The organism is Flavobacterium sp., from assembly GCF_049318185.1.
Lineage (GTDB): Bacteria > Bacteroidota > Bacteroidia > Flavobacteriales > Flavobacteriaceae > Flavobacterium.
Genome location: NZ_JBMOGV010000001.1, coordinates 14,764 through 38,971, shown reverse-complemented (window position 1 = coordinate 38,971; position 24,208 = coordinate 14,764). Strand labels below are relative to the sequence as shown.

Genomic DNA, 24,208 nt, shown 5'->3' with positions numbered 1-24,208 from the left:
TTTCCTTGGAGGTTTTTTTTAAAACTTAACTATTATGTGGAAAAGTCATCCTAAAGCACTGCCTTATTTGTTTTTGTCCGAAATGTGGGAACGTTTTGGATACTATTTAATGATTGGGATTTTTACTTTATACCTTAAAGATGTCGAAGCTGGTTTTGCCATGACAGAAAAAGAAGCGTCCGATTTATACGGAACTTTTATTGCCTTGGTATTTTTAACACCATTTGTTGGTGGCTTGGTAGCCGATAGGTATTTGGGCTATAGAAAATCTATTGTTATTGGTGGCTTAATGATGGGTGTGGGTTATTTTATGATGGGAATCCATGATATCGTGATGCTTTATATTGCCATGACTTTAGTAATTGTGGGTAACGGATTTTTCAAACCTAATATTTCAACTTTGCTAGGTAATTTCTACAACGACGATCAATACAAAGACAAGAAAGATGAGGGATATAATATTTTCTATATGGGAATTAATGTTGGCGCGTTTATTTGTAATTTCTTTGGCGCTGCATTGCAAATTCTTTTAGGTTGGCAATACGCGTTTATGGCAGCTGGAGTTGGAATGTTTATTGGTGTTATTGTTTTTTTAATCGGAACAAAACACTATGGCGATAAAACCGAAAAGAAAGGAATCCAACAAGGCGATATGCCATTTTTTAAAATTGTATTATTTATTCTTTTACCTTCTGTAGTTTTTGGAGTTATTGGCTGGTTGATAAAAGGGGTTCAATCTGATGATAATCTCAATAGTTACATTTTTGGTTCCGATAGTACCGATGCTTTTATCTTTGCTTGTATTCCAATAATTATTTTTTACGGAAGTTTGTATTTCAAAGCCAAAACCGAAGAAAAAAGACCGATTGGTGCTTTGCTTTCCATATTTGCCGTCGTAATTTTGTTTTGGGCAGTATTTAAATTAAACGGTTCTGCATTAAACACTTGGGCTGACAGATATACTGATAGAGAAATTACTGGAAATACTCAAGCTGTTTTTAGTACTTTAAAATTATCAAAAGATGTAGAATTTAAAAAGGATTCAACGGAATTATATGATGCTAGTTTCCGACTTCAAAAAGAAAACGGTGTGGTAAAAAAAGAAGTAAATTATCCGGTTTATTTCAGAAATGTTGAAAAAGAAAAACTGCCACAAGAAGGAGCAACATTGTCACTTTGGGCAACTAATTTGAGCCAATCCATCAATCCTGGTTGGGTGATAATTTTAACACCATTGGTTGTTGCGTTCTTTACTTTTTTACGAAGTAGAAAAAAAGAACCATCAACTCCAACCAAAATCGCCTTCGGATTATTAATATCTGCTTTATCAGTATTGGTAATGGTTGCCGCAGTTCATATTGGAAATAATGGAACCGAGAAAGTATCCGTTTGGTGGCTAGTTGCTAATTATGGAGTAATAACTATTGGAGAATTATTTTTAAGTCCAATGGGATTGTCCATAGTTTCTAAATTATCTCCTAAAAACATAACTGCTTTAATGATGGGAGGATGGTTTTTAGCCACATCCATCGGAAATAAATTAAGCGGTGTTTTAGCTAGCATGTGGGATCAATATGATGACAAAGCCAATTTCTTTTGGATAAATTTTGGACTTTTACTATTTGCTACAATACTAATGTTTGCTCTTGTAAAAAACTTAAATAAAGTAATGAAAGACCACGGAATAAATTAATTATGGAAGCAAATCAAACTATAGAACAAATTCAAAATTTTAAAGGAAAATATCCAAAACAACTCTGGTATTTATTTTTCAGCGAAATGTGGGAACGATTTAGTTTCTATGGAATGCGCGGAATGTTGGCCGTTTTTATGGTAAGCCAACTTAAAATGGATGAGACAACTGCAAACTTACAATATGGTGCCACACAAGCTTGGGTGTATGCCTTTACTTTTATTGGTGGTTTGTTTGCAGATAAAATTTTAGGATTACGAAAGTCGCTTTTTTGGGGTGGCATTTTGATGATAATAGGGAGTGTGATTTTAGCCGTAAGTCCAAAAGAATTATTTTTTACAGGAATTGGGTTTTCAATTGTTGGTACGGGTTTCTTTAAACCTAACATTTCATCCATGGTTGGCCAATTATATAAAGACGGTGATGTAAGGCGAGACGCAGGGTTTTCGCTTTTCTATGCCGGAATTAATCTTGGAGCACTACTTGGCGGATATGTTTGTATTGCAGTAGCGAATGGTAATCTTTGGTCAGGATTCGTTCCTGAAAACTTTCGTTGGAATTATGCCTTTGGTTTTGCAGCAATTCTTATGTTTATTAGTATATTAACCTTTACACAAACCCAAAAAAGTTTGGGTGAGATTGGATTGTCTCCTCTATTGAATATCGAAAAATCTAAAAGAAAAGGTTATGAAGTATTGACCTATATAGGTTCATTAGCATTAATTCCAATTATTATTTTAATGGTAGCCAATACCGTTTACACCGATTATTTTATGATGATTATCGGTCCAGCGTCTATACTTTATTTGTTTTATGAAATGCGTAATTTTTCTGCTACCGAAAATAAAAAACTTTTGGCAGCTTTGGTATTTATTATTTTTTCAATTTTCTTTTGGGCATTCTATGAACAAAGTGGTGGATCGCTAAGTCTTTTTGCTGCTAATAATTTACAAATCAAGCTTCTAGGTATCGAAGTTGATCCTAACGGGGTTAATAATTCATCTGGAGCTTTATTTGTAATTATTTTTGCAGGTTTGTTAGGAATTTTATGGATTTGGATGGCAAAAAAGAAAATAGAACCAAATACAGTTGTTAAGTTTGGACTAGGGTTTTTATTTCTTGCTGCTGGTTTTTGGATATTTTATTACACTAAATTTTTTGCTGGGCCAGATGGAAGAACTTCATTAGGATTATTCACTTTTGGTTGGTTTGTTATCACTTTTGGTGAATTGTGTTTGTCTCCAATAGGCATGAGTGCGATGACAAAACTATCGCCACAAAAACTTCAAGCCGTAATTATGGGAATGTGGTTTTTAGCCAGTGCTTATGGACAATATTTTGCTGGATTGCTTGGGGCTAATATTGCTGAAGCTTCTGAAAACTCTTCCAATCTTGAAAAATTAATTGTCTATGCTGATGGTTATAAGCAATTGGCTGTCTATGCGTTACTAGCTGGAATAGTTTTACTATTAATTTCACCTTTTGTCAAAAAATTGATGCAAGAAGTAAGATAGCAGACAGTATTTGGTATTGTTTTTGTATATATTTGTAAAAAAAATAAAGTAATCATGAAAAAATTAGCACTAACGTTATTCCTAGTTTTAGGAAGTTTAACGATACAAGCACAAGGCTCGAGCGAAAGCGAACAGGCGAAGCAATTAACATGGCAAACAGACATGAATAAAGCTATGGAAATTTCCAAAAAAACTAAGAAGCCATTATTGTTATTTTTCACAGGAAGCGATTGGTGCGGATGGTGCATGCGTTTGCAAAAAGAAGTATTTAAAACGCCAGAGTTTGAAAAATGGGCAAAAGATAATGTGGTTTTGGTAGAGCTTGATTATCCAAAAAGAACACCGCAACCGGCAGAAATTCAAAAACAAAATATGGAATTGCAACAAACTTTTGCTGTGCAAGGTTATCCAACGGTTTGGTTTGTTAACGCCACTAGAAAAGAGGGTAAAATAAACCTTGAAAAATTAGGAAGTACAGGATATGTTGCTGGTGGACCAAGTGCTTGGTTAGCTAGTGCAGATCAAATTTTAGGTAATAAAAAATCTTAATTCAATCCTTTAAATTTTATAGAATCCCTTTTCATTAGTATTGTGAAAAGGGATTTTTTCTTTTTTACAAGTTGCCCCCCAAATTTTGATATAGGTTTTGTAATTCGATCCATCAACCACCACTTGCTCTGGTTTCCATTTTCTAAATAGTCGTTCCAGATTTAGTTTTGGTGAGTTAATTATAATTATAATATCAGGCTTTTTATCATCAAGATAAACATTAGAACTGTCTATGATAAGTATCTTTTTATTTTTAAAATAAAGTAGATTTTCAACATTTCTTTTTTCTTTTATTTTACAAAAATTGCCCACCAAATAGGATTGAATAGCCAAATTTGAATCCACATTTTCTAATATGCTATCGTTGCTATAGATGGTAACTAAATCATTTTTTCTTTCAGAAATAATGCTGCATTTTTTAGCATTGAAGATTATTAATTCACTAGAGTTTTTAATTGTGTATTTGCTGAAAATAAATATACTTTGAAGCATAAGAATACTTACTAAAGCAAATGTTATTATTTTAATATTAGGCCTCTTAAACCAAAGAATAACTAATATAATCACCAAGTAGGATGCCAAAAGCATTTCTTTATTAAACGAAATATTTTTGATGATAAATGTTTCAAAAGTAGCAACCCAATGAATAATATTATTCAAAAATTGAATCAAAAACTCTAAAGGTTTAGCCACTAAAAAAGGAATTTTTGCAAAACAAGCAATAATTATAGCGAGCAACCCAAAAACCATTATAATACCCAATAAAGGCAGCACGATAATATTCGTAACAAAAAATAATCCAGGAAATTGATGGAAATAATAAATACTCAAAGGCATAGCGCCAATTTGTGCTGCGCTAGATACAGTGATAATATCCCAAATGTACTTGATGATTTTATTGTTTGGTTGCCAAATTGTAGCAAGTAATGGTTGTAGCCAAAGAATAAAAAACAAAGCTAAATAGCTTAATTGAAAACCAATATCAAATAAAAATGATGGTCTCCAAAGCAAAATCAAAAGCATAGAAACCAATAGTGTATGATATATATTTACTGTTCTTCTGATATTGTTCCCAATGGTAACAAAGGAAAACATCACCACCGAACGGACCACAGAGGCTGATAATCCAGCCAATATTCCAAATGTCCATAAAGAGGCTAAAATGATAATTAATTTTAAAAAAGAATTTCTTTTTGAATTGGATAATGGCTTCAAAATAAAAGTGATGAATAGCAATATAAATCCCACATGTAGTCCAGAAACAGATAATACATGAACAGCACCAGCATATTGATAGTCTTTTAAAATTTCAGGGGATATATCTTGTTGTTGTCCGAGCAATAAAGCAATAAGAATATTTAATTCGTCATTTTTGAAATTAGAAAGTTCCAGATTATTAATGATTTTAGATCTGAAATTTGAAAACATTGACCAAACTGAAGTTTCGTTCCCAATAACTTTTATTTGTTTTTTATCTGTATAGACTTGAGCATATATTTCTTGTTTTTCAAGATATCGACCATAGTCAAATTGATTTGGATTAAAAGCACCTTTGTTTTTATAAATGGCTCCAATGACTTTAAGTCTTGTTCCAATTTTTAAAGTATCTATTTTATTTGGTTTGCGAATGTTGAGAATAATTTTCCCAAAACTTGTTCTATTGTCTAATTTCTGTAAGGAAGCTATAAATCGAATATTTTTTTGAGTTTTTTTTATTTTTTCATTGACCGTTACTTCTAAAAGATGTGGTGTTTCATAGTTTCTAATTTGATTAGTGTAATGAATTTTATTAAATGTTTCTTTATGAAAAACAGCAGTTGAAATTCCGATAAGAAAAGAAGTAAGTAAAATAAAAACACCAAAAAGAGGTCTTATAATTCTTTTATTTTGATGACTAAAATGAAATAGTAGCACTAAAATTATGCAAGCTAATAAACTTCCAAACACTATAATTGGGGAAGGTTTATAGTATTGAAAAAACAACAGCCCAAAAATAAAGGCTAAAGAGATTTTTGTTAATGGAAATTGGAGAATTTTCATGTAACTAAATTACACGAAAAAATGTTTTTAACAAAAAAATTATTCTATAATTCTGTTGATTTGAGCGAAAGTTCTTTGATAATAAGGCTCTTTTATAGAAGAAATTACAACACCACTTTGAGTTGAAGAATGAATAAATTTTACTTCATCACCACAAACTTCCGACACTATACCCACGTGATTTATTCTTTTCTGTCCTCTGTTTATGAAGAAAATTAAATCTCCTTTTTTGGCATTTGTTAAATCAATTTTAAGACCAACCTCTGCCATTTCATTTGATGAACGTGGCAAAGTAATATCGAATTTTTTGAATGTAGTAAATACTAATCCAGAGCAATCAAATCCGTTTTTTGAAGTTCCTCCAGCCCGATAAACAATACCTAAATTGTCTGAAGCAACATTGATTAATTGTTTAACAAAATAGTTGTCATTTTCATCATCAATAATGATGTCGTCTTCGTTTTTATTGTTAAGTATTGTCTTTTTTTTGGGATCAGTTTTACTATTTTTTATAGTATCATTAGAAGTAGTATAATGATAATCATACTTAAAACTTAATATAGAGTTATTCAAACTGTTTGCGGCAAATGAATTGCTTATGCAAACAATAGAAAAAAGTGCTATTTTAAATATGTTTTTCATCCAAAATTGTATTGTGGCAAAACTACTATTTATAAAATTTAATAACAACTATTTGAGGTTTTTTAGGATTAATTTAGCAGTTTTTTCACTGGCACCAATACCGCCCAGTTTGGTTTCTAGCACATCATAATCCTCTAATAGTGTTTTTCTATAGTCATCTTCCAAAAGTTTTGAAAGTTCTTTTTTTAAATTTTTTGTATTGAATTTATCTTGTATAAGTTCTGTAACCACCTCTTTATCCATGATAAGATTGACCAACGAAATATATTTTAAAGTAATAATTCGTTTTGCAATTTGATAGGAAGCCCAACTTCCTTTATAGCAAACTACTTCGGGTACTTTGAATAATGAAGTTTCTAAAGTTGCAGTTCCCGATGTTACTAATGCTGCTTTTGCAATGGTTAATAAATCATAAGTTTTATTGGCAATAAATTTTACATTTTTATTGGTCAAGAACTGTTCATAAAAATGAAAATCTTGACTTGGAGCACCTGCAATGACAAATTGATAATCATTAAAATCATCTACAATACTTAGCATTACACTTAGCATTTTTGAAATTTCCTGTTTTCGGCTACCTGGAAGAATGGCAATTATAGGTCTTTCATCAAGATTGTTATTTTTTCTAAAAGAAACTTCATCTGTTTTTTCTCTATTGTGAATAGCGTCAATCAAAGGATGACCCACAAAATTAACAGGAAAATTATGCTTTACTTCAAAAAAATCTTTTTCAAATGGAAGGATAACAAATAGTTTGTCAACATCTCTTTTAATGGCTTTAATTCTATTTTCTTTCCAAGCCCAAATTTGTGGTGCGATATAATAATGGGTTTTTATTCCTTTGAGTTTAGCCCATCTGGCAATTCTCATGTTAAAGCCAGGATAATCTATAAAAATAATTACATCTGGATTGAATTGTACTATATCGTCTTTACAAATTTTGATGTTGTTTAGAATAGTTTTCAAGTTCATTACTACTTCAGCAAAACCCATAAAAGCTAATTCACGATAATGTTTAACTAAAGTTCCGCCTACATTTTGCATTAAATCGCCTCCCCAAAATCTAATTTCTGCATTGGTGTCTTGAAGATACAATGCTTTCATCAAATTTGAACCATGTAAATCGCCTGAAGCTTCTCCTGCTATGATATAGTATTTCATTTCTACTTACCTATTTGTTATATGAATAAAAAGCATTCGCTCTCAATTGTCATAAATCCCAAGAATTTAAATGTTGAATAGCATGATGAGCTGTCAAATCAAACTGAACTGGCACAATAGAAATATAACCATTTGCCAAAGCCCATTCATCGGTATCTTCTCCTTTGTCTTGGTTAACAAATTCTCCTGTTAACCAATAATAATCTTTGCCATAGGGAGTTTGTCTTTTGTCAAATTTCTCCATCCAAATAGCTTTTGCTTGTCTGCAAATTTTTATTCCTTTGATGTCTTCTTGTTTTAATTTTGGAAAATTAACATTCAAAACTGTGCCTTCCATCATTTTTTTTGCTAAAACTTCCAAAGCAATTTTCTTGATAAAAGGTTTAATAGTTTCAAAATCTGCATTCCAATCATAGTCTGATAATGAAAACCCTATGGCTGGAATACCTTCAATTCCTGCTTCAACAGCCGCACTCATAGTTCCTGAATATATTACATTAATCGAAGCATTTGAACCATGGTTAACACCTGACACACATAAATCAGGTTTCTTTTTCAAAATCTCATTGACTGCCAATTTTACACAGTCTACCGGAGTTCCAGAACAACTATATTCAGTAATTACAGCATTTTGTTTTGAAATTTTATTTAAATATAAAGTGCTGTTTATGGTAATAGCATGACCCATTGCACTTTGAGGACTATCTGGTGCAACAACAATAACTTCACCTATTTCTGCCATTACAGCAATTAAGGCACGAATTCCTGGAGCATTTATGCCGTCATCATTTGTAACTAAGATAGTTGGTTTAGAAATCATTTTTTTAATTTATAAATTATAGCATAGTTTTTGTAATTAACTGTCAGATTGCAAAATTAACTTTTTTTAAAGTTTTATAAAGCTACATTTTTAATAACTTTGGTGAGTTAATCTCATTATATCAATTTCAACAACTTTTTTTAACAAAAAATTATCTTTTCAAGAAACATATAGGATAGTTTTTTGATTAATTTAGACCAAAAAATTAATGAATAATATAATTCAATTTATGAAAAGAAACTATAAAATACTATTGATAATTGCACTATTATCAGTAGGGTTGGTGAGTTTTACTCTTATTCCAAAACAAAATCCAACAGATCCAGAAAAAGATAAATTACTTATTGAGTTATTAACTTTTGTAATCGAAAAGGGGCACTACAATCCTGCTGCTATTGATGACGCATTTTCTAAAGGGGTTTATAAAGATTATTTGAATGCCTTAGATCCTTCTAAGCGTTTTTTCTTGCAATCAGATATACAGGAGTTTTCTAGCTATGAAACAAAATTAGATGAACAAATAAAAGATAAAGATTTAACTTTTTTTGATTTGACTTATAATCGTTTAATGCAAAGAATGGAGCAAAGTAAAAGCTATTATAAAACCGCTCTAGAAAAACCTTTTGATTATAAAAAAGTGGAGAATTTTAATACCGATTATGAAAAAATACCTTTTGCTAAATCTAAAGAGGAATTAGAAGAAAGATGGCGTTTGCAGGTTAAATTATCGGCTTTATCTTCCTTGGTTGAAAAACAAAAATTGGAAGAAGATAAATTAAAAAATAAAGATGAAACAAAAAAATCAGAGCCTAAAACATTTGAACAATTAGAAAAAGAAACAAGAGAGAGTACTCTAAATTCATTGAATGACAATTTTAATTTTATTGCGGATTTAGATAGAGAAGATTGGTTTTCAGTATATGTGAATACTATTGCTTCTCGTTTTGATCCTCACACTTCCTATATGGCACCAAGTGAAAAAGAGCGATTTGATGTTAGTATGAGTGGAAAGTTAGAAGGCATTGGTGCACGTTTGCAAAAGAAAGGAGATTTCACAGAAATAACTGAATTGATTTCAGGCGGACCAGCATGGAGAGGAAAAGAACTAGAAGCAGGAGATATAGTATTAAAAGTTGCTCAAGCAGATGCTGAACCTATAGATGTTGTAGGTATGAGATTGGATGATGTAGTTAAAAAAATTAAAGGTCCAAAAGGGACTGAAGTTAGATTGACCATAAAAAGACAAGATGGCGCAATCAAAGTAATTACTATTATAAGAGATCAGGTTGAAATTGAAGAAACGTATGTAAAATCTAGTGTGGTAGAAAAGGACGGACTAAAATATGGCGTTATTTATCTTCCAAAATTTTATATTGATTTTGAAGATCAAAATAGTCGTGATGCAGGTAAAGATGTTGCCATTGAAGTAGAAAGATTAAAAAAAGAAGGTGTTCAAGGAATTGTGATGGATGTAAGAGATAATGGTGGCGGTTCATTAAAAACTGTTGTTGATATTGCTGGTTTGTTTATAGAGCAAGGACCAATTGTTCAAATTAAATCATCTGCCGGAAAAAAAGAAGTGCTTTATGATAGAGACATAAAAGTGCAGTGGGATGGACCATTAGTAATTATGATAAATGAATTTTCAGCATCAGCCTCAGAAATTTTAGCTGCTGCAATTCAAGATTATAAAAGAGGAGTTATAATAGGTAGTAAGCAATCCTATGGAAAAGGAACAGTACAAAATGTTATTGATTTAAATCAATTTGTTCGTGGAAGTACCTATGGAGATTTAGGAGCATTAAAAACAACTACTCAGAAATTCTATAGAATAAATGGAGGTTCTACTCAGTTAGAAGGAGTGAAGAGTGATATTGCTATTCCAGATAGATATTCCTATCTTAAAATGGGTGAAAAAGACATGGATAATGCTATGCCATGGGATAAAATTGATCCTGCTGATTATCAAGTTTGGAACAAACAAAACAATTTTGATTTGGCTATTTCAAAAAGTAAAACCCGAATGCAAGCTAATCCACAAATGAAATTGATTGATGAAAATGCTAAGTGGCTCGATGATAGAAATAAAGAAAATGTTTATAGCCTAAATATTGATAAATTTAAGGCAGAACAAAAATCTTTAGAAGAAAAAAACAAAAAATATAAGTCAATTGCGGACTACAAAAACATATTTGAATTCAAATCTCTACCTTATGAATTAGAAGCGATGTCAAAAGATTCTATTCTTAAAGAGAAAAGAGATAGATGGCATGAAAGCTTGTCAAAAGATATATATATAGAAGAGGCTATTCATATATTAAACGATTTACAATCTGAAAATGGTAAAGGATTAACTACTAAAGTTAAAAAAGATAAAGTAGTAAAGTCCTAAAATAGCTTTCCAATAAAAAAAATACCGCTAATCAGCGGTATTTTTTTGTTAAATATTTTAATATTCAATTATAATATTACCACTCGTTTACTTTATTAGCATCCATTTTTAGGAAAATAAAAAGTAAAATGGTAAATCCCCATAAACCTGAACCCCCATAAGAAAAGAACGGAAGCGGAATTCCAACAGTTGGAAAAATACCAATAACCATAGCTATATTAACAAAGAAATGTATGAATAAAATTCCAGCAACACAATAGCCATAGACTCTGCTGAACTTGGTCTTCTGTCGTTCCGATAAATAAATAATCCGTATAATTAAACAAACAAATAAAGCAATAACAAACAAAGAGCCAATAAAACCCCATTCTTCACCTACGGTTGTAAAAATATAATCGGTATGTTGTTCTGGCACAAAACCACCTTTTGTTTGCGTTCCTTCAAGATATCCTTTTCCAAACCAACCGCCCGATCCGATTGCTATTTCAGACTGATTACTATTATAACCAATACCTTTCATATCTACTTGTTTGCCTAAAAGTATATTGAAACGATCGCGATGATGTTGTTTAAATACATTCTCAAAAACATAATCTACAGAAAAAACAAAACCACCTATCATTACGAAAATAATACTGCTAAGTATCCAATTACGATTTATAATTCTACTTCTGTAATAAATAAAAATAATAGCTGCTAAAGCAATTCCTGTTAACACAAGAGGTTTTATAATTAAGGCAAAGACAAAAAGGATTAATGCAATAAATCCTGTCCAAACATACCATGATGGCAAACCTTCTCTATATAAAACTAAAATAAAAACACTATAAATTAAAGCACTCCCTGGATCATGAGGTAAAATTAACAAAATGGGTAACCCAAGAATTCCAAGTGCTTGAATTTGCCGATTAGTATCTTTTAAATTTACTTGAACATCACTTAAATATTTTGCTAAAGCCAAAGCAGTTGCAGCTTTAACAAACTCAGAGGGTTGTAAACCAAAAGAGCCAAACGAATACCAATTGGCTTGTCCTTTAATAGTTTTTCCAAAGACAAATAATCCAGCTAAGGATAATAATCCAATTACATATATAACACTTGAAAATTTTTCATAGAATTTTCCATCTACAGAAAGTACAATAAAGACTACTGGTATGGTCAACAAGATGAACATGAATTGTTTTCCATAAATTTGAGTGAAATCAAAAATAGAAGTTTCTTCTGCAATGGTTGATAGTGAAGAAGAATAAATATTGAGCCAACCCATTATTAACAATGTAATATAGATAACTACACTTATCCAATCCAAATTATTCGTTACACTCTGATTTTTCATTTTTCGAGAAATTAAGGTTTTAGAGCAGTTCTCTTTTTAATTCCACTGGTATCTTTTATAGTAACTACAGCTTTTTCCTTTATTGTAACTTTGGTATTAATCAAAGTGTCTCTTATTGGTTTCGAAATAAAACGGTTGTATTCTGGCTGTAAGTCTTTTGCTAAAATACGTGTTTCTAAATCTTTACGAGTTATTTTGTGTTTGATATATTTTTCAATCATTAAACTGGCTATCGGTCCAGCTATAGTAGCACCAAATCCACCGTTTTCCACTAGTATGGCAATGGCAATTTTTGGATTATCTTTTGGAGCAAAGGCTACAAAAATCGAGTGGTCTTTGAGTTGTACGCGTTTGCCATCAACTTTGGTAAAATTTTCAGCGGTACCTGTTTTCCCGCATATATCTATTCCATCAACGTTTAATCCATGCGCTGTACCAAAATTATATACATCAAATAGCCCACTTATCATAGTTTCAAAGTATCTTCTGTTTATGGTAGTTTTATGCTTTGTTGTAAATTTTTTATCAATGATTTGGCCTTTGATTTTTCTAACAATATGAGGGGTAAAGTAAAAACCTCTATTTGCAACTGTAGCCATCATATTGGCTAATTGCATAGGAGTCATTAAAACCTCCCCTTGTCCTATAGCATTGGATACAATAGTTTTACTACTCCAACGCCATCCTTTATATACTTTGTTATAGGTTTTTGATGTAGGTATGTTTCCTTTTCTACCGGTAGGTAAATCATAGCCCATAAATTCTCCAAGGCCAAATGTTTTTAAGTGTTTGCTCCAAACATCAACTCCTACAGATGGATCTGAGAACTTATCAAGTGTTCGCATATAGGAAGTAGAGAAGAAGGTATTACATGATTCATAAATTCCGCGATGCAATTGTATTACTCCGCCATGACAGTGGCATCTCATGAATCTGCCTGGTGCAAAGCTAAATCCGTGATTACAAATTATGCTAGTATTTTCATCTATAGCTTTTACTTGTAATGCTACTAGGCCAGTTAATATTTTGAAAGGTGATCCAGGAGGATATTGAGCTAAAAGACCTCTGTCGTACAATGGTTTTGCGATAGAATCGTGATACAACATAGTATAATTTTTAGAACGCTGTCTGCCTACTAATATTGCAGGGTCATAGGATGGAGCAGTAACTAATGCTAAAATTTCACCAGTTTTTGGTTCTATAGCGACAATTCCACCGCGTTTATTAATCATCAATTCTTCACCATATTTTTGAAGTTCTGCGTCTAAGGTTAAATTTATGTCTTTACCCTGCACAGCAATTGTATCGAATCGACCTTCTTTATAAGAACCTATTTCACGATTGTATTTATCTTTTTGGATGTATTTTACTCCTTTGATACCTCTTAAAATTTCCTCATAACTTTCTTCAACTCCTTGCCTACCAATTAAATCGCCACTATTGTAGTATTTGTTTTTGGAAATTATTTTGTCATTTACTTGTGTAATAAATCCAAAAACATTTGCTCCACAGGGCACTTGGTAGTCTCTTAATGAACGTTTTTGAATATAAAATCCAGCAAATTTTCTCTCAATTTCTTGAAAAGCTGCATATTCTTTTTTGTTAAGCTGAGAAAGGAAAACTGAAGGTAATCTTGGACTATAGACTTTTGCTTTTGCTATCTTTTTTAAAAAATCTTCTTTGGTGATTTTTAACAATGTACAAAATTCAGAAGTGTCTATTTCTTTGACATCTTTTGGGATTACCATAATATCATAAGAAGGCTGATTTGCAACTAATAAATTACCATTTCTGTCATATATGTAGCCTCTTTCAGGATAATCATAATTTATTTTTATAGCATTATTATCTGATTTTAATTTTAAAGTATCATCAATTACTTGCAAATAAAAAAGACGAATTACAAGTAAAATAGTAGCAATGAAAATGATTGTAGGCAATAAAACTTTTCTCATTTTTTGCTAGGCTTAATGATATAAATGATAATTATGCAAGAGGTAATTGTAAAAATAGTACTCAAAACGGTTCGCGCTAAAATATCCCAAAGGAAACTAATTTTAAAAATTTCAAGAAAAAATAAAATAGCATGATGGATTACAACAGCAATTAGAATAAAAGAAAAACGTTCGGGAGTTAAAATATCATTTAGTTTAACGGTTTGATATTCATAACTTAAACCAAAAGAAAATTTAAAAATTGATGGTCGATAATAAGCAAGAACAACACAAGCAGCAGCATGAACTCCACCAGAATTCCAAAACATATCCATAAGCAGTCCTAGAAAGAAACTAGCTACTATAAGTCCTGTTTTATTTCCGTTTACAGGGTACAAAATAATAAAAAGAATGTATGGGAATGGGTTGATAAATCCGAAGAGATCAATTCTATTGAATATCAAAACCTGTGCGGTAAGCAACAAGACAAAACGGGCAACATTTCCTAATGCACTATTCATCTTTTTTGCTTTTGTTTTCTAAATTGATTATTTCATCGGCATCCTTATTTTTAATGACATAAACATGTCCTAAATTAGTCATGTCATTAAATAATTTTATATCTAAAGTGTAATAGTTAGTTTCGTTATCAATATAAACTTTATCAATTGTACCGATGCCGATATTTTCTGGGAAAACCCTAGATTCTGCACCAGTAACAATAGTATCACCTTTTCGAACACCAGCTAATCTTGGCACATCAATTAGTTGAGCAAATCCTGTGCTTTTTCCATTCCAAACTAAAGAGCCAAAGTGATTTGATTTTTTAATTTTGGCGTTTATTTTGATATTAACATTTAAAACGCTAATGATGGTTGCATAATTTTTAGAAGTGTTATCTACAATTCCAATTATCCCGGCACTATTTATTACACCCATATTAGGTTTTATACCTGAGGTTGAGCCATTGTTAATAGTGATGAAATTTTCCAGCGAACTATAAGGATTCCGAATTACTTTTGAAACTAGAATATCTATTTTATTAACGCCTTTAATGGAATCTATCTGAGGAAGTTTTGTAGTGTCTCTTTGATTGAAAAGCAACGTTTTTAGTCGGGCATTTTCTTTGGCAAGCTCGTCATTTTGTGATTTCAAACCAAAATATTCATCAATGTTATTTATCTTTTCATAAATACCGCCAGTAAAGAAATTAGCTGAACTAATGATTTTACTTTTGTGATAAGAATGTGATTGAATTGTCAGTGAAAGGGATATTACCAAAAGCAGCAAAAACAGTAAGCGATTACTGTTTTTAAGTATAAAATTAAATATTTGCTGCATCGTTTTCTAGTGTTCAGTTTCAGTATTCAGTACTCAGTATTTTACGGGAAACACTATTTTATTAATATGCTTCTGAATTTAGGGATATTTTTAAGCGCCATTCCTGTTCCACGAACTACAGCTCTTAATGGGTCTTCCGCTATATAAACTGGTAAATCTGTTTTTTGAGAAATACGTTTGTCTAATCCTCTCAACATTGAACCTCCACCAGCAAGATAAATTCCAGTATTATAAATATCGGCTGCTAATTCAGGTGGTGTTTGCGATAAGGTTTCCATAATAGCATCCTCAATACGTTGAATAGATTTATCTAAAGCTTTAGCAATTTCTCTGTATGAGACTTCTACTTGTTTGGGTTTTCCAGTCAATAAGTCTCGTCCTTGAACTGACATATCATCTGGAGGTGTTTCTAAATCGTCTGTGGCCGCTCCAATAGTAATTTTAATTTTTTCTGCTGTACTTTCTCCTACAAATAAATTGTGTTGTGTTCTCATGTAGTAAACGATGTCATTTGTAAAAACATCACCAGCAATTTTAACCGATTTATCACAAACAATTCCTCCAAGTGCAATCACCGCAATTTCTGTGGTTCCACCACCAATATCTACAATCATGTTTCCTTTTGGCTGCATAATATCGATACCAATACCAATTGCTGCAGCCATTGGCTCGTGTATTAAGTATACTTCTTTTCCGTTTACACGTTCACAACTTTCTTTAACCGCACGCATTTCTACTTCTGTAATTCCTGAAGGAATACAAACTACCATTCTAAGTGCTGGTGTAAACATTTTTTTCTTTAACGCAGGAATGCTTTTGATGAACATCGAAATCATTTTTTCAGATGCGTCAAAGTCGGCTATAACCCCATCTTTCAATGGACGAATAGTTTTTATGTTTTCATGGGTTTTACCTTGCATCATGTTGGCTTCTTTTCCAACAGCGATAATTTTCCCCGATATTCTATCTCTAGCAACAATTGACGGGCTATCAATTACAACTTTATCGTTGTGTATTATCAGAGTGTTGGCTGTACCAAGGTCAATAGCGATGTCCTCAGTCATGAAATCAAAAAATCCCATAGGTTTTTTATGGTTTAATGTTTATAAAAAATTAACGTACAAAGTTAAACAAATTAATGTTTAAAATGACGTGTTCCTGTAAATACCATTGCAACTTTATTTTCGTTGCAAAAATTAATACTCAATTCATCTTTAATCGAACCACCAGGTTGAATTACAGCTGTAATTCCAGCTTTATGTGCAATATCAACACAATCTGGAAAAGGGAAAAAAGCATCACTTGCCATCACAGCACCCTTCAAATCAAACCCAAAAGTTTGTGCTTTTTCAATTGCTTGTTTCAGGGCATCTACTCGAGATGTTTGTCCTGTTCCTGATGCTACTAATGTTTTGTTTTTTGCAAATACAATCGTATTTGATTTAGTGTTTTTACAAATTTTTGATGCAAATAATAAGTCGTCTATTTCTTGAGCCGTTGGAGCCATATTTGTAACAACTTTTAAATGGTCTACTGTGTCTGTAATGTTATTTTTATCTTGAACCAACAAACCGTTTAGACAAGTTCTGACTTGTTTGTTTGGTAAATCCACTTCGTGTTGAACCAAAACAATTCTATTTTTCTTTTCAGATAAAACGGCAACAGCTTCTTCATCAAAATTTGGTGCTATTACCACTTCGCAGAAGAGAGAATTTATTTCGTTGGCTGTTGCCAAATCTATTATTGAATTAGCAATCAAAACCCCACCAAAAGCTGAAGTTGGATCACAAGCTAATGCAGCCAAATAGGCTTCTGATATAGTTTTTCTTGTAGCTAAGCCACAAGCATTATTGTGTTTTAAAATGGCAAAAGTTGGTTCGTTATTTTTAAATTCTAAAATTAAATTTACCGCAGCATCGACATCTAACAAATTATTATATGATAATTCTTTACCGTGTAATTTCGTAAACATTTTATCAAATTCCCCAAAGAAAAACCCTTTTTGATGTGGATTTTCTCCATATCTCAATATTTGACCCTCGGCAATACTGACTTTAAAAAAGGTTTCATCTGCATTGAAATAGTTGAAGATTGAGGAGTCATAGTGCGAAGAAACATGAAAAGCTTTTGTTGCTAAATATCTTCTTTGTTCTATAGTTGTTTCTCCGTTTTGTGAAGAAATCAAATCTAATAAAATAGCATATTCATTAACTGAAGCAACAATAACCGTGTCTTTAAAATTTTTAGCAGCAGCACGAATTAATGAAATTCCACCAATATCTATTTTCTCAATGACATCAGCTTCACTTGCACCTGAGGCTACAGTTTTTTCAAACGGATACAAATCGACAATTACCAAATCTAGTTGTGGAATTTCAAAATCTTTCATTTGAGCCACATCGGTTTCATTGTCTTGACGGTTTAAAATTCCGCCAAAAATTTTTGGATGTAGCGTTTTTACTCTTCCGCCAAGTATTGAAGGGTAGGAAGTAACTTCTTCAACAGGAACAACTGGAATTCCCAAATTATTGATGAACTCTTCTGTTCCGCCAGTGGAATATAAAGTGACATTTTGTTCGTGTAGTTTACGAACAATCGGTTCTAACCCTTCTTTTGAAAAGACAGAAATAAGCGCCGATTGGATTGTTTTTGTAGTTGACATATTTTGTGTGTTGTGCCTGTCTGTTGACAGTTAGATTTTAGTATACAAAAGTAGTTTTTTTGATTACAAAATTCAAGAATGAACTGCAACAAAATTTTATTTTATTACACTTACAAAGCAGTCAGTAAAATATTAGTAATTTCAGAATATTTTGATGAAATTTACACATCCTAAAAACAAGTAGATGTTATTTTATCTTCGTTTATTGAAAGAAAGCTTTGCTTTTGCTATGAATGCTTTGCGTAATAACAAATTGCGAACGTTGCTTTCTTTGCTCGGAGTAACTATAGGTATTTTTTCTATTATTGCTGTTTTGGCAGCCGTTGACTCTTTGGATAGAAAAATAAAAAGTGATTTAATGTCCTTAGATAAAAACACTATTTATGTAACTAGTATTTCATTTGGTCCAACTGATATTCCAAAATGGAAAAGAGAACAATTTCCTCATGTAAAATATGAAGAATATCAATACTTAAAAGGGTCTTTAAACAATATAGAGAATTCTTGTTTTCAATATTTCACATCATCTCAAACCTTAAAATTTGAATCAAAAACCATTAATACTGTAAATATGGTTCCTGCCACTTCTGAGTTTGATGATATTCAAAGAATGGAGTTTGCTGAAGGAAGATTTTTTAATGAGTCAGAATCAATCTCTGGTAAAAAAGTAGTTGTATTGGGCTATGATATTGCTGAAGGTTTGTTTGAAGGTGCTGTACCAATAGGTAAACAAGTTAGAATGTATGGTCAAAAATTTACGGTTATAGGTGTTACAAAAAAGAAAGGTGAATCTGGGTTTTCTATAGGTGGCGATGATGATACTACCGTTTTTTTTCCATCCAATTTTATGAGAAGATTATATGGTGATAATAATAAAATTCTTATACCACTTATCATCATTAAGCCGAATAAAGGCATTGACATGGAAGCATTAAAAGGCGAGATAGGTCAAAAATTACGCAATTTTAGAGGAGTAAAAGATGGAGAAATCGATAATTTCTTTATCAGTGTATTATCTGGATTTACCGATTTGATTGATGGAATTATTGGCAATATGAAAGTTGGTGGTTGGATTATTAGTTTATTTTCATTGCTAGTTGGTGGATTTGGAATTGCTAACATCATGTTTGTTTCTGTAAAGGAAAGAACTAATTTAATTGGAATTCAAAAATCATTGGGTGCCAAGAATAAATTTATCCTGTTCCAATTTCTCTTTGAAGCTATTATTCTTTGTGTTATCGGTGGGTTTATAGGTTTGTTGTTAGTCTGGATAATTGCTATTGTTTTAACCAATGTATTAGATTTTGAATTTGTTTTAAGCATAGGAAATATTCTTTTGGGAACTGGTTTAGCTGCTATCATTGGACTAATCTCAGGAATTCTTCCAGCTATTTCTGCTTCAAAACTTGACCCTGTGGAAGCGATTAGAAGTGGAATGTAGTTTTTTGACATAAAAAAACACAAAGTATTTTCTTTGTGTTTTTATATGCTTTTTTTGTTTAGTATTTAAAACTATCTAATTTCTTGATTTAAAATCAAATCAATATAAAGGTTAATTTTATCTTTCAATTCTTTTCTTGGCGTGATAAAGTCAAGGAAGCCGTGGTCTAAAACAAACTCTGCCGTTTGGAAACCTTCGGGCAAATCTTTTCCTGTTGTGTCACGCACTACACGTGGACCCGCAAACCCAATCAATGCACCAGGTTCAGAGATATTTATATCGCCAAGCATTGCGTAAGAAGCGGTTGTTCCACCCGTTGTAGGATCAGTACATAAAGAAATATAAGGAATTTTTGCTTCGGCTAGTTGCGCTAATTTTGCTGAGGTTTTGGCTAATTGCATTAAAGAATAAGCCGCTTCCATCATACGCGCTCCACCCGATTTTGAAATCATTACAAATGGTGTTTTATGTTTGATGGCATAATCAATACCACGAGCAATTTTTTCTCCTACTACAGCACCCATAGAACCACCAATAAAAGCAAAATCCATACAGCATACTACTAAAACATTTCCTTTTGATTTTCCAACACCAGTGCGAACAGCATCTTTCAACCCTGTTTTTTCGATAGCTTCTTTTAATCGGTCTGAATATTTTTTGGTATCTACAAATCCTAACGGATCTTTGGCAGTCATTTTTGCATCTAATTCTTTGAATTCATTGTTGTCAAACAAGATTTCAAAGTATTCTTTACTGCCAATTCTAACATGAAAATCATCCTCTGGACTAACCCATAGGTTTCTTGCTAGTTCGTCTTGATCAATAATTTTTCCTGTTGGTGATTTATACCAAAGTCCTTTAGGAACATCTTTCTTGTCTTCCGTGGGTGTTGTTATTCCTTTTTCTGTTCTTTTAAACCAAGCCATAATTTAATGGATAATGGATAATTGACAATGAATAATTATCAATTATCAATTGTTAATTATAATGTGTTTATGTTGTTCAAGTCAGCAAAAGCTTCTTCTAATCTTTTGATAAAAGTTACTTCGCCTTCTCTAATCCATTTTCTAGGATCGTAGTGTTTTTTGTTTGGAGAATCTGAGCCTTCCGGACTTCCGATTTGTGTTCTTAAATAATCAATTTTAGAAACCATATAATCTCTGATGCCTTCGGTATAGGCAAATTGTAAATCGGTATCGATATTCATTTTAATTACTCCATAAGAAATAGCTTCTCTAATTTCTTCTAATGTAGAACCAGAACCACCATGGAAAACAAAGTCAACAGGATTATGTCCGGCATTGAATTTGTTTTGAACATATTCTTGAGAGTTTTTTAAAATTTTTGGTGTTAATTTTACGTTTCCTGGTTTGTAAACACCATGTACATTTCCAAAAGAAGCTGCAATAGTAAATTTAGGAGATATTTTTAGTAATTCTTCATAAGCATAAGCCACTTCTGAAGGTTGTGTATAGAGTTTTGAGCTATCTACATCAGAATTGTCTACACCATCTTCTTCACCACCAGTAATTCCGAGTTCAATTTCTAAAGTCATTCCCATTTTGCTCATTCTAGCCAAATAAGTTTTACAAATTTCAATATTTTCTTCGATTGGCTCTTCTGATAAATCAATCATGTGCGAAGAAAATAATGGTTTTCCAGTTTCAGCAAAACTTTTCTCTGAAGCGTCTAATAAACCATCAATCCAAGGTAATAATTTTTTGGCACAATGGTCAGTATGAAGAATTACAGTAGCACCGTAAGCTTCTGCCAAAGTGTGAATGTGTTTTGCGCCTGCAATACCACCAGCAATAGCTGCTTTTTCACCAATATTAGAAAGTCCTTTTCCAGCATTAAACTGAGCGCCACCATTTGAAAATTGAATAATAACTGGAGCATTTAATTTTGCGGCTGTTTCTAAAACTCCGTTTATAGTACTTGAACCAATTACGTTAACTGCAGGAAGTGCAAATCCGTTTTCTTTTGCATGATTAAATATTGCTTGAACTTCATCTCCAGTAGCAACTCCAGGTTTGATATTGTGCCCCATTGTCTTATTTTGTTTATTATGTTAAGTTTGCAAAAATAATAATTTCTAAATTTAGAAAGGATAATTAATTCCAATATTTATCACCGATTTATCGAAGCGCATCTCTTTAAACCATTTTTCTTGTAAATTAATAGAGGGATTATAAGTCTTAAATCCTAAATCTAGTCGAATAATAAAGAAACTAAAATCATATCTAAATCCAAATCCTGAACCTACAGCAATATTGCCTAAGGATTTCAATCCACTAAAAATGGAAGGTTCATATGTTGTATTGTCTAAAACATTCCAAATATTTCCAACATCAGTAAAGACAGCGCCGTTTAATTTTTTGAAAATATTAAATCGTAATTCAGTACTAAATAATAGTTTCATATTTGCCTCATTAAAATCCAAAACACTTCCACTTGAACCTGGCCCTAAACTATAGGATTGCCATGCTCTATTATCATTGGTTCCGCCCGCAAAATAACTTCGAGAAAATGGAATGCTGTTTGAGTTTCCATAGGGTATCGCTATTCCAGCAAAAACTTTTGTAGCCAATACTTTTTTACGCTTTAAATCCCAATGTTTAATAAATTCAAATTCAGATTTTACATACTGGGAATAAGCAACATTAAAAATAGTTTTAGTTCCATCCTGATTTTGCAGTTGTTTAGATAAGTTGGCAAATAAAGACAATACATTTCCAGCAGATTCTATTTTTGCTTTGACAGCATAAAAGTTGTTGTCAAATAAATCTTTTTGTGATGTTTTAGCGTAGGTAATATTAGAAGCGAAAATCAAGTTGTTTTCGGTCAATCTAGCTCTTCTTTCTAAAATACTTAAGATTGATTTAGCATCATTTGGTGAAACAACAATGCTTTGATTTTCAACAACATCATTTGCAAACCCAAAAACACCATCTTCAATAATTAGGTTGCCTGTGATCGGGTTAAAATAACTTGCATTTACCGTAGGATAGCTTTGAGCAATTTGATTAATGGAGTTGTATGATGATTTATATATATTAAAATAGTTGGAAGGATTTAGATTTCTAACAAATTGAACATTGAATAAATCAAATTTTAAATTTGTATTTTTTGTAGGTGTCCAACTGTATGCTAATGAACTTGTAAAGTTCTGTTTGTCTAATCCAATATTGGTTTGTTTAGAGTATCCCACACTAAAAGTAGTATAAGGTATCATAGTTTTTGGAATGATTTTATCTGTTTTTAAAGGAAAAAATATTCTAGGAAAATTTAATTTGGCATCAACTCCAATTTCTGAGATATTGAAAAAATTATTATTTGGATTGGCTAAATCTTTTGACGAACCTATATTGCCTCTAAATCCTAATTCAAAAGTTTCAGCACCATTAAATACATTTCGAATTCCTAAAAATGTGTTTCCAGATATTCCAAAATCTTGAATGTTTGAATGAGTAAAATCTGTTGAGAATCCAAATGTATATTTTTTTCTTGGAGTTAAATAAATATTAGCAATCAATCCATCTTCTTGATTTTTATCCTGAACATATTGTATTAATGGATAGTTGAAAACTTTAAGGTTACTTAAATATTTTGAAGTTAAAGCTGAGTTTTTATCTGAAAAATAATTTTCTTTTATCACAAAAACACCATCAGTAATTGCTTTTGGTTTATATTTCAATTTGTTGAAACTGTATAAATGGAACCCTTTGTATACAGTACTGTCTTTAATAATGGCATTTGGATTTGTAGCACTATAATCAGTAAAAATATTTACTTTACTAATTTTATAAAGTTTAAACGGTAAAGAATAAATACTGTCTTCAACTCTTATAGATTCATTTTCTATTACTAATTCTACATTAGCCTTATGTGTTTTTGAAAGTGTGTCAATATCATAGGTCACATAATTTTGTTGAAATCTAAAAGCACCATTGTTTCTAAAATCTTCTGTAATTCTTGCTCTTTCATCGTCAAAATCGCTAGATATAAATCGTTTGTTTGATTTTAATACAGAATATTTCTTCATTAATTGATAAATAGAATCTAATGGTTTACTAGTAATAGAACTACTGATACTATCAATCATGAAGGGTTTTCCAGTTTCAATGTCATATCTAAGTTTTACTTTTTTCTTAGCTAAACTATCAATTTTATATCTTGTTACAACATCAAAATATCCTCTATTAAAATAATAAGATTTTAATCGCTTTAAAGATTTTCTAGTACTTGAAGTGTCCAAAATAATTGGTGCTTCCCCCGTTTTTCTTAAAAAATTATCTATGCCTGAGTACAAGAACGATTCGCCTAATCTTTTTACTTGTTTTTTAGAAAGCCATTTGGCTTTTCTATAATATCTTTTTGGATTCTTAATCATTATTGATTTGAATAATGAATCTGATTTTGGTCTGGCCAAATTGAAAATATTTAACCTAAGTCTGTATCCAAGAATAGAACTGTTTTGTTTCTGATATAGTTGATTTGTGTTGTCTTCAGAGTTGTCTTTTTTGTTATCAACATAAATATCATTTTTAGTCAAGAGACTTTTTCCGTCAGGAACTCTTTTTAGAGTGTTACAACCAAATATAATTAGTGCAGTTAGAATAAATAGTGATATTTTTGTGATGCTCTTTTTCAAGTGGTCTAAAATATTTAATTCAAAAATAC

Annotated in this window: 18 protein-coding genes; 5 read left to right on the top strand and 13 right to left on the bottom strand. The window is 31.5% G+C overall.

The genetic code is table 11. The features are described 5' to 3' along the window. Positions 1-34 precede the first annotated feature (34 nt). Genes ACOYLT_RS00160 through ACOYLT_RS00150 form a run of 3 tightly spaced genes read left to right on the top strand, consistent with a single transcriptional unit; the run spans position 35 to position 3,756 of the window. Positions 35-1,693: a peptide MFS transporter gene (locus ACOYLT_RS00160; RefSeq protein WP_422851808.1), complete on the top strand. Its 1,659-nt coding sequence runs from the start codon at positions 35-37 to the stop codon at positions 1,691-1,693. A gap of 2 nt (positions 1,694-1,695) precedes the next feature. Beyond that, on the top strand, positions 1,696-3,207 hold the full coding sequence (locus tag ACOYLT_RS00155; protein ID WP_422851807.1) for a peptide MFS transporter: 1,512 nt from the start codon (positions 1,696-1,698) through the stop codon (positions 3,205-3,207). Positions 3,208-3,261: 54 nt separating this feature from the next. After that, a complete protein-coding gene (locus ACOYLT_RS00150) occupies positions 3,262-3,756 on the top strand; it encodes a thioredoxin family protein (protein ID WP_422851806.1) in 495 nt (164 codons plus the stop codon). 9 nt (positions 3,757-3,765) lie between these two features. Here ACOYLT_RS00150 and ACOYLT_RS00145 read toward each other — a convergent pair whose 3' ends face one another. The 4 genes from ACOYLT_RS00145 to surE are packed head-to-tail and all read right to left on the bottom strand — an operon-like array spanning position 3,766 to position 8,419. Next, the gene (locus ACOYLT_RS00145) at positions 3,766-5,796 is read right to left on the bottom strand and encodes a ComEC/Rec2 family competence protein (RefSeq protein ID WP_422851805.1); all 2,031 of its coding nucleotides are present in this window, start codon (positions 5,794-5,796) and stop codon (positions 3,766-3,768) included. Positions 5,797-5,835: 39 nt separating this feature from the next. Continuing rightward, the gene (locus ACOYLT_RS00140; RefSeq protein WP_422851804.1) at positions 5,836-6,438 is read right to left on the bottom strand and encodes a C40 family peptidase; all 603 of its coding nucleotides are present in this window, start codon (positions 6,436-6,438) and stop codon (positions 5,836-5,838) included. Positions 6,439-6,486: 48 nt separating this feature from the next. Then, positions 6,487-7,599: a lipid-A-disaccharide synthase gene (gene lpxB, locus ACOYLT_RS00135; protein WP_422851803.1), complete on the bottom strand. Its 1,113-nt coding sequence runs from the start codon at positions 7,597-7,599 to the stop codon at positions 6,487-6,489. A 49-nt stretch (positions 7,600-7,648) separates the two neighbouring features. Then, complete coding sequence (gene surE / locus ACOYLT_RS00130) at positions 7,649-8,419, bottom strand: 5'/3'-nucleotidase SurE (protein ID WP_422851802.1); 771 nt, start codon at positions 8,417-8,419, stop codon at positions 7,649-7,651. 208 nt (positions 8,420-8,627) lie between these two features. On the opposite strand from surE, the gene ACOYLT_RS00125 reads away from it, so the two are divergent. Further along, entirely contained in the window at positions 8,628-10,811 is a 2,184-nt protein-coding gene (locus tag ACOYLT_RS00125) for a carboxy terminal-processing peptidase (protein WP_422851801.1), read from the top strand. 76 nt (positions 10,812-10,887) lie between these two features. On the opposite strand, the gene rodA is transcribed toward ACOYLT_RS00125, so the two are convergent. Genes rodA through purH form a run of 6 tightly spaced genes read right to left on the bottom strand, consistent with a single transcriptional unit; the run spans position 10,888 to position 18,084 of the window. Further along, positions 10,888-12,147: a rod shape-determining protein RodA gene (gene rodA / locus ACOYLT_RS00120; RefSeq protein ID WP_422851800.1), complete on the bottom strand. Its 1,260-nt coding sequence runs from the start codon at positions 12,145-12,147 to the stop codon at positions 10,888-10,890. A gap of 11 nt (positions 12,148-12,158) precedes the next feature. Continuing rightward, entirely contained in the window at positions 12,159-14,102 is a 1,944-nt protein-coding gene (gene mrdA / locus ACOYLT_RS00115) for a penicillin-binding protein 2 (protein WP_422851799.1), read from the bottom strand. Continuing rightward, on the bottom strand, positions 14,099-14,602 hold the full coding sequence (locus tag ACOYLT_RS00110; RefSeq protein WP_422851798.1) for a rod shape-determining protein MreD: 504 nt from the start codon (positions 14,600-14,602) through the stop codon (positions 14,099-14,101). Before ACOYLT_RS00110 ends, mrdA begins: the two co-directional genes overlap by 4 nt. After that, positions 14,595-15,422 (bottom strand): rod shape-determining protein MreC, encoded by an 828-nt coding sequence (mreC, locus tag ACOYLT_RS00105; RefSeq protein ID WP_422851797.1) that lies wholly within the window; start codon positions 15,420-15,422, stop codon positions 14,595-14,597. The genes ACOYLT_RS00110 and mreC overlap by 8 nt, the downstream gene beginning before the upstream one ends. Positions 15,423-15,475: 53 nt before the next feature. Then, positions 15,476-16,504, bottom strand: coding sequence for a rod shape-determining protein (locus ACOYLT_RS00100; RefSeq protein WP_121312631.1), 1,029 nt, complete (start codon positions 16,502-16,504; stop codon positions 15,476-15,478). A 53-nt stretch (positions 16,505-16,557) separates the two neighbouring features. Further along, positions 16,558-18,084, bottom strand: coding sequence for a bifunctional phosphoribosylaminoimidazolecarboxamide formyltransferase/IMP cyclohydrolase (gene purH, locus ACOYLT_RS00095; RefSeq protein ID WP_422851796.1), 1,527 nt, complete (start codon positions 18,082-18,084; stop codon positions 16,558-16,560). Between the two features lie 184 nt (positions 18,085-18,268). On the opposite strand from purH, the gene ACOYLT_RS00090 reads away from it, so the two are divergent. Further along, positions 18,269-19,525 (top strand): ABC transporter permease, encoded by a 1,257-nt coding sequence (locus tag ACOYLT_RS00090; protein ID WP_422851795.1) that lies wholly within the window; start codon positions 18,269-18,271, stop codon positions 19,523-19,525. Between the two features lie 71 nt (positions 19,526-19,596). On the opposite strand, the gene accD is transcribed toward ACOYLT_RS00090, so the two are convergent. The 3 genes from accD to ACOYLT_RS00075 are packed head-to-tail and all read right to left on the bottom strand — an operon-like array spanning position 19,597 to position 24,179. Continuing rightward, on the bottom strand, positions 19,597-20,451 hold the full coding sequence (gene accD, locus ACOYLT_RS00085; protein WP_422851794.1) for an acetyl-CoA carboxylase, carboxyltransferase subunit beta: 855 nt from the start codon (positions 20,449-20,451) through the stop codon (positions 19,597-19,599). Between the two features lie 56 nt (positions 20,452-20,507). Continuing rightward, positions 20,508-21,575, bottom strand: a complete 1,068-nt coding sequence (gene fbaA / locus ACOYLT_RS00080; protein WP_422851793.1) for a class II fructose-bisphosphate aldolase — start codon at positions 21,573-21,575, stop codon at positions 20,508-20,510. Positions 21,576-21,626: 51 nt separating this feature from the next. Continuing rightward, a complete protein-coding gene (locus ACOYLT_RS00075) occupies positions 21,627-24,179 on the bottom strand; it encodes a BamA/TamA family outer membrane protein (RefSeq protein WP_422851792.1) in 2,553 nt (850 codons plus the stop codon). Between the last annotated feature and the right edge of the window lie 29 nt (positions 24,180-24,208).

Excerpts from the sequence above, each read along its gene's own strand:
- ACOYLT_RS00150 (WP_422851806.1), top strand. The coding sequence starts at position 3,262 with ATGAAAAAATTAGCACTAACGTTATTCCTAGTTTTAGGAAGTTTAACG.
- ACOYLT_RS00155 (WP_422851807.1), top strand. The coding sequence starts at position 1,696 with ATGGAAGCAAATCAAACTATAGAACAAATTCAAAATTTTAAAGGAAAA.
- lpxB (WP_422851803.1), bottom strand. The coding sequence starts at position 7,599 with ATGAAATACTATATCATAGCAGGAGAAGCTTCAGGCGATTTACATGGT.
- mrdA (WP_422851799.1), bottom strand. The coding sequence starts at position 14,102 with ATGAGAAAAGTTTTATTGCCTACAATCATTTTCATTGCTACTATTTTA.
- ACOYLT_RS00100 (WP_121312631.1), bottom strand. The coding sequence starts at position 16,504 with ATGGGATTTTTTGATTTCATGACTGAGGACATCGCTATTGACCTTGGT.
- mreC (WP_422851797.1), bottom strand. The coding sequence starts at position 15,422 with ATGCAGCAAATATTTAATTTTATACTTAAAAACAGTAATCGCTTACTG.
- rodA (WP_422851800.1), bottom strand. The coding sequence starts at position 12,147 with ATGAAAAATCAGAGTGTAACGAATAATTTGGATTGGATAAGTGTAGTT.
- ACOYLT_RS00140 (WP_422851804.1), bottom strand. The coding sequence starts at position 6,438 with ATGAAAAACATATTTAAAATAGCACTTTTTTCTATTGTTTGCATAAGC.
- ACOYLT_RS00125 (WP_422851801.1), top strand. The coding sequence starts at position 8,628 with ATGAATAATATAATTCAATTTATGAAAAGAAACTATAAAATACTATTG.
- ACOYLT_RS00160 (WP_422851808.1), top strand. The coding sequence starts at position 35 with ATGTGGAAAAGTCATCCTAAAGCACTGCCTTATTTGTTTTTGTCCGAA.
- ACOYLT_RS00110 (WP_422851798.1), bottom strand. The coding sequence starts at position 14,602 with ATGAATAGTGCATTAGGAAATGTTGCCCGTTTTGTCTTGTTGCTTACC.
- ACOYLT_RS00145 (WP_422851805.1), bottom strand. The coding sequence starts at position 5,796 with ATGAAAATTCTCCAATTTCCATTAACAAAAATCTCTTTAGCCTTTATT.
- fbaA (WP_422851793.1), bottom strand. The coding sequence starts at position 21,575 with ATGGGGCACAATATCAAACCTGGAGTTGCTACTGGAGATGAAGTTCAA.
- surE (WP_422851802.1), bottom strand. The coding sequence starts at position 8,419 with ATGATTTCTAAACCAACTATCTTAGTTACAAATGATGACGGCATAAAT.
- purH (WP_422851796.1), bottom strand. The coding sequence starts at position 18,084 with ATGTCAACTACAAAAACAATCCAATCGGCGCTTATTTCTGTCTTTTCA.
- ACOYLT_RS00090 (WP_422851795.1), top strand. The coding sequence starts at position 18,269 with ATGTTATTTTATCTTCGTTTATTGAAAGAAAGCTTTGCTTTTGCTATG.
- accD (WP_422851794.1), bottom strand. The coding sequence starts at position 20,451 with ATGGCTTGGTTTAAAAGAACAGAAAAAGGAATAACAACACCCACGGAA.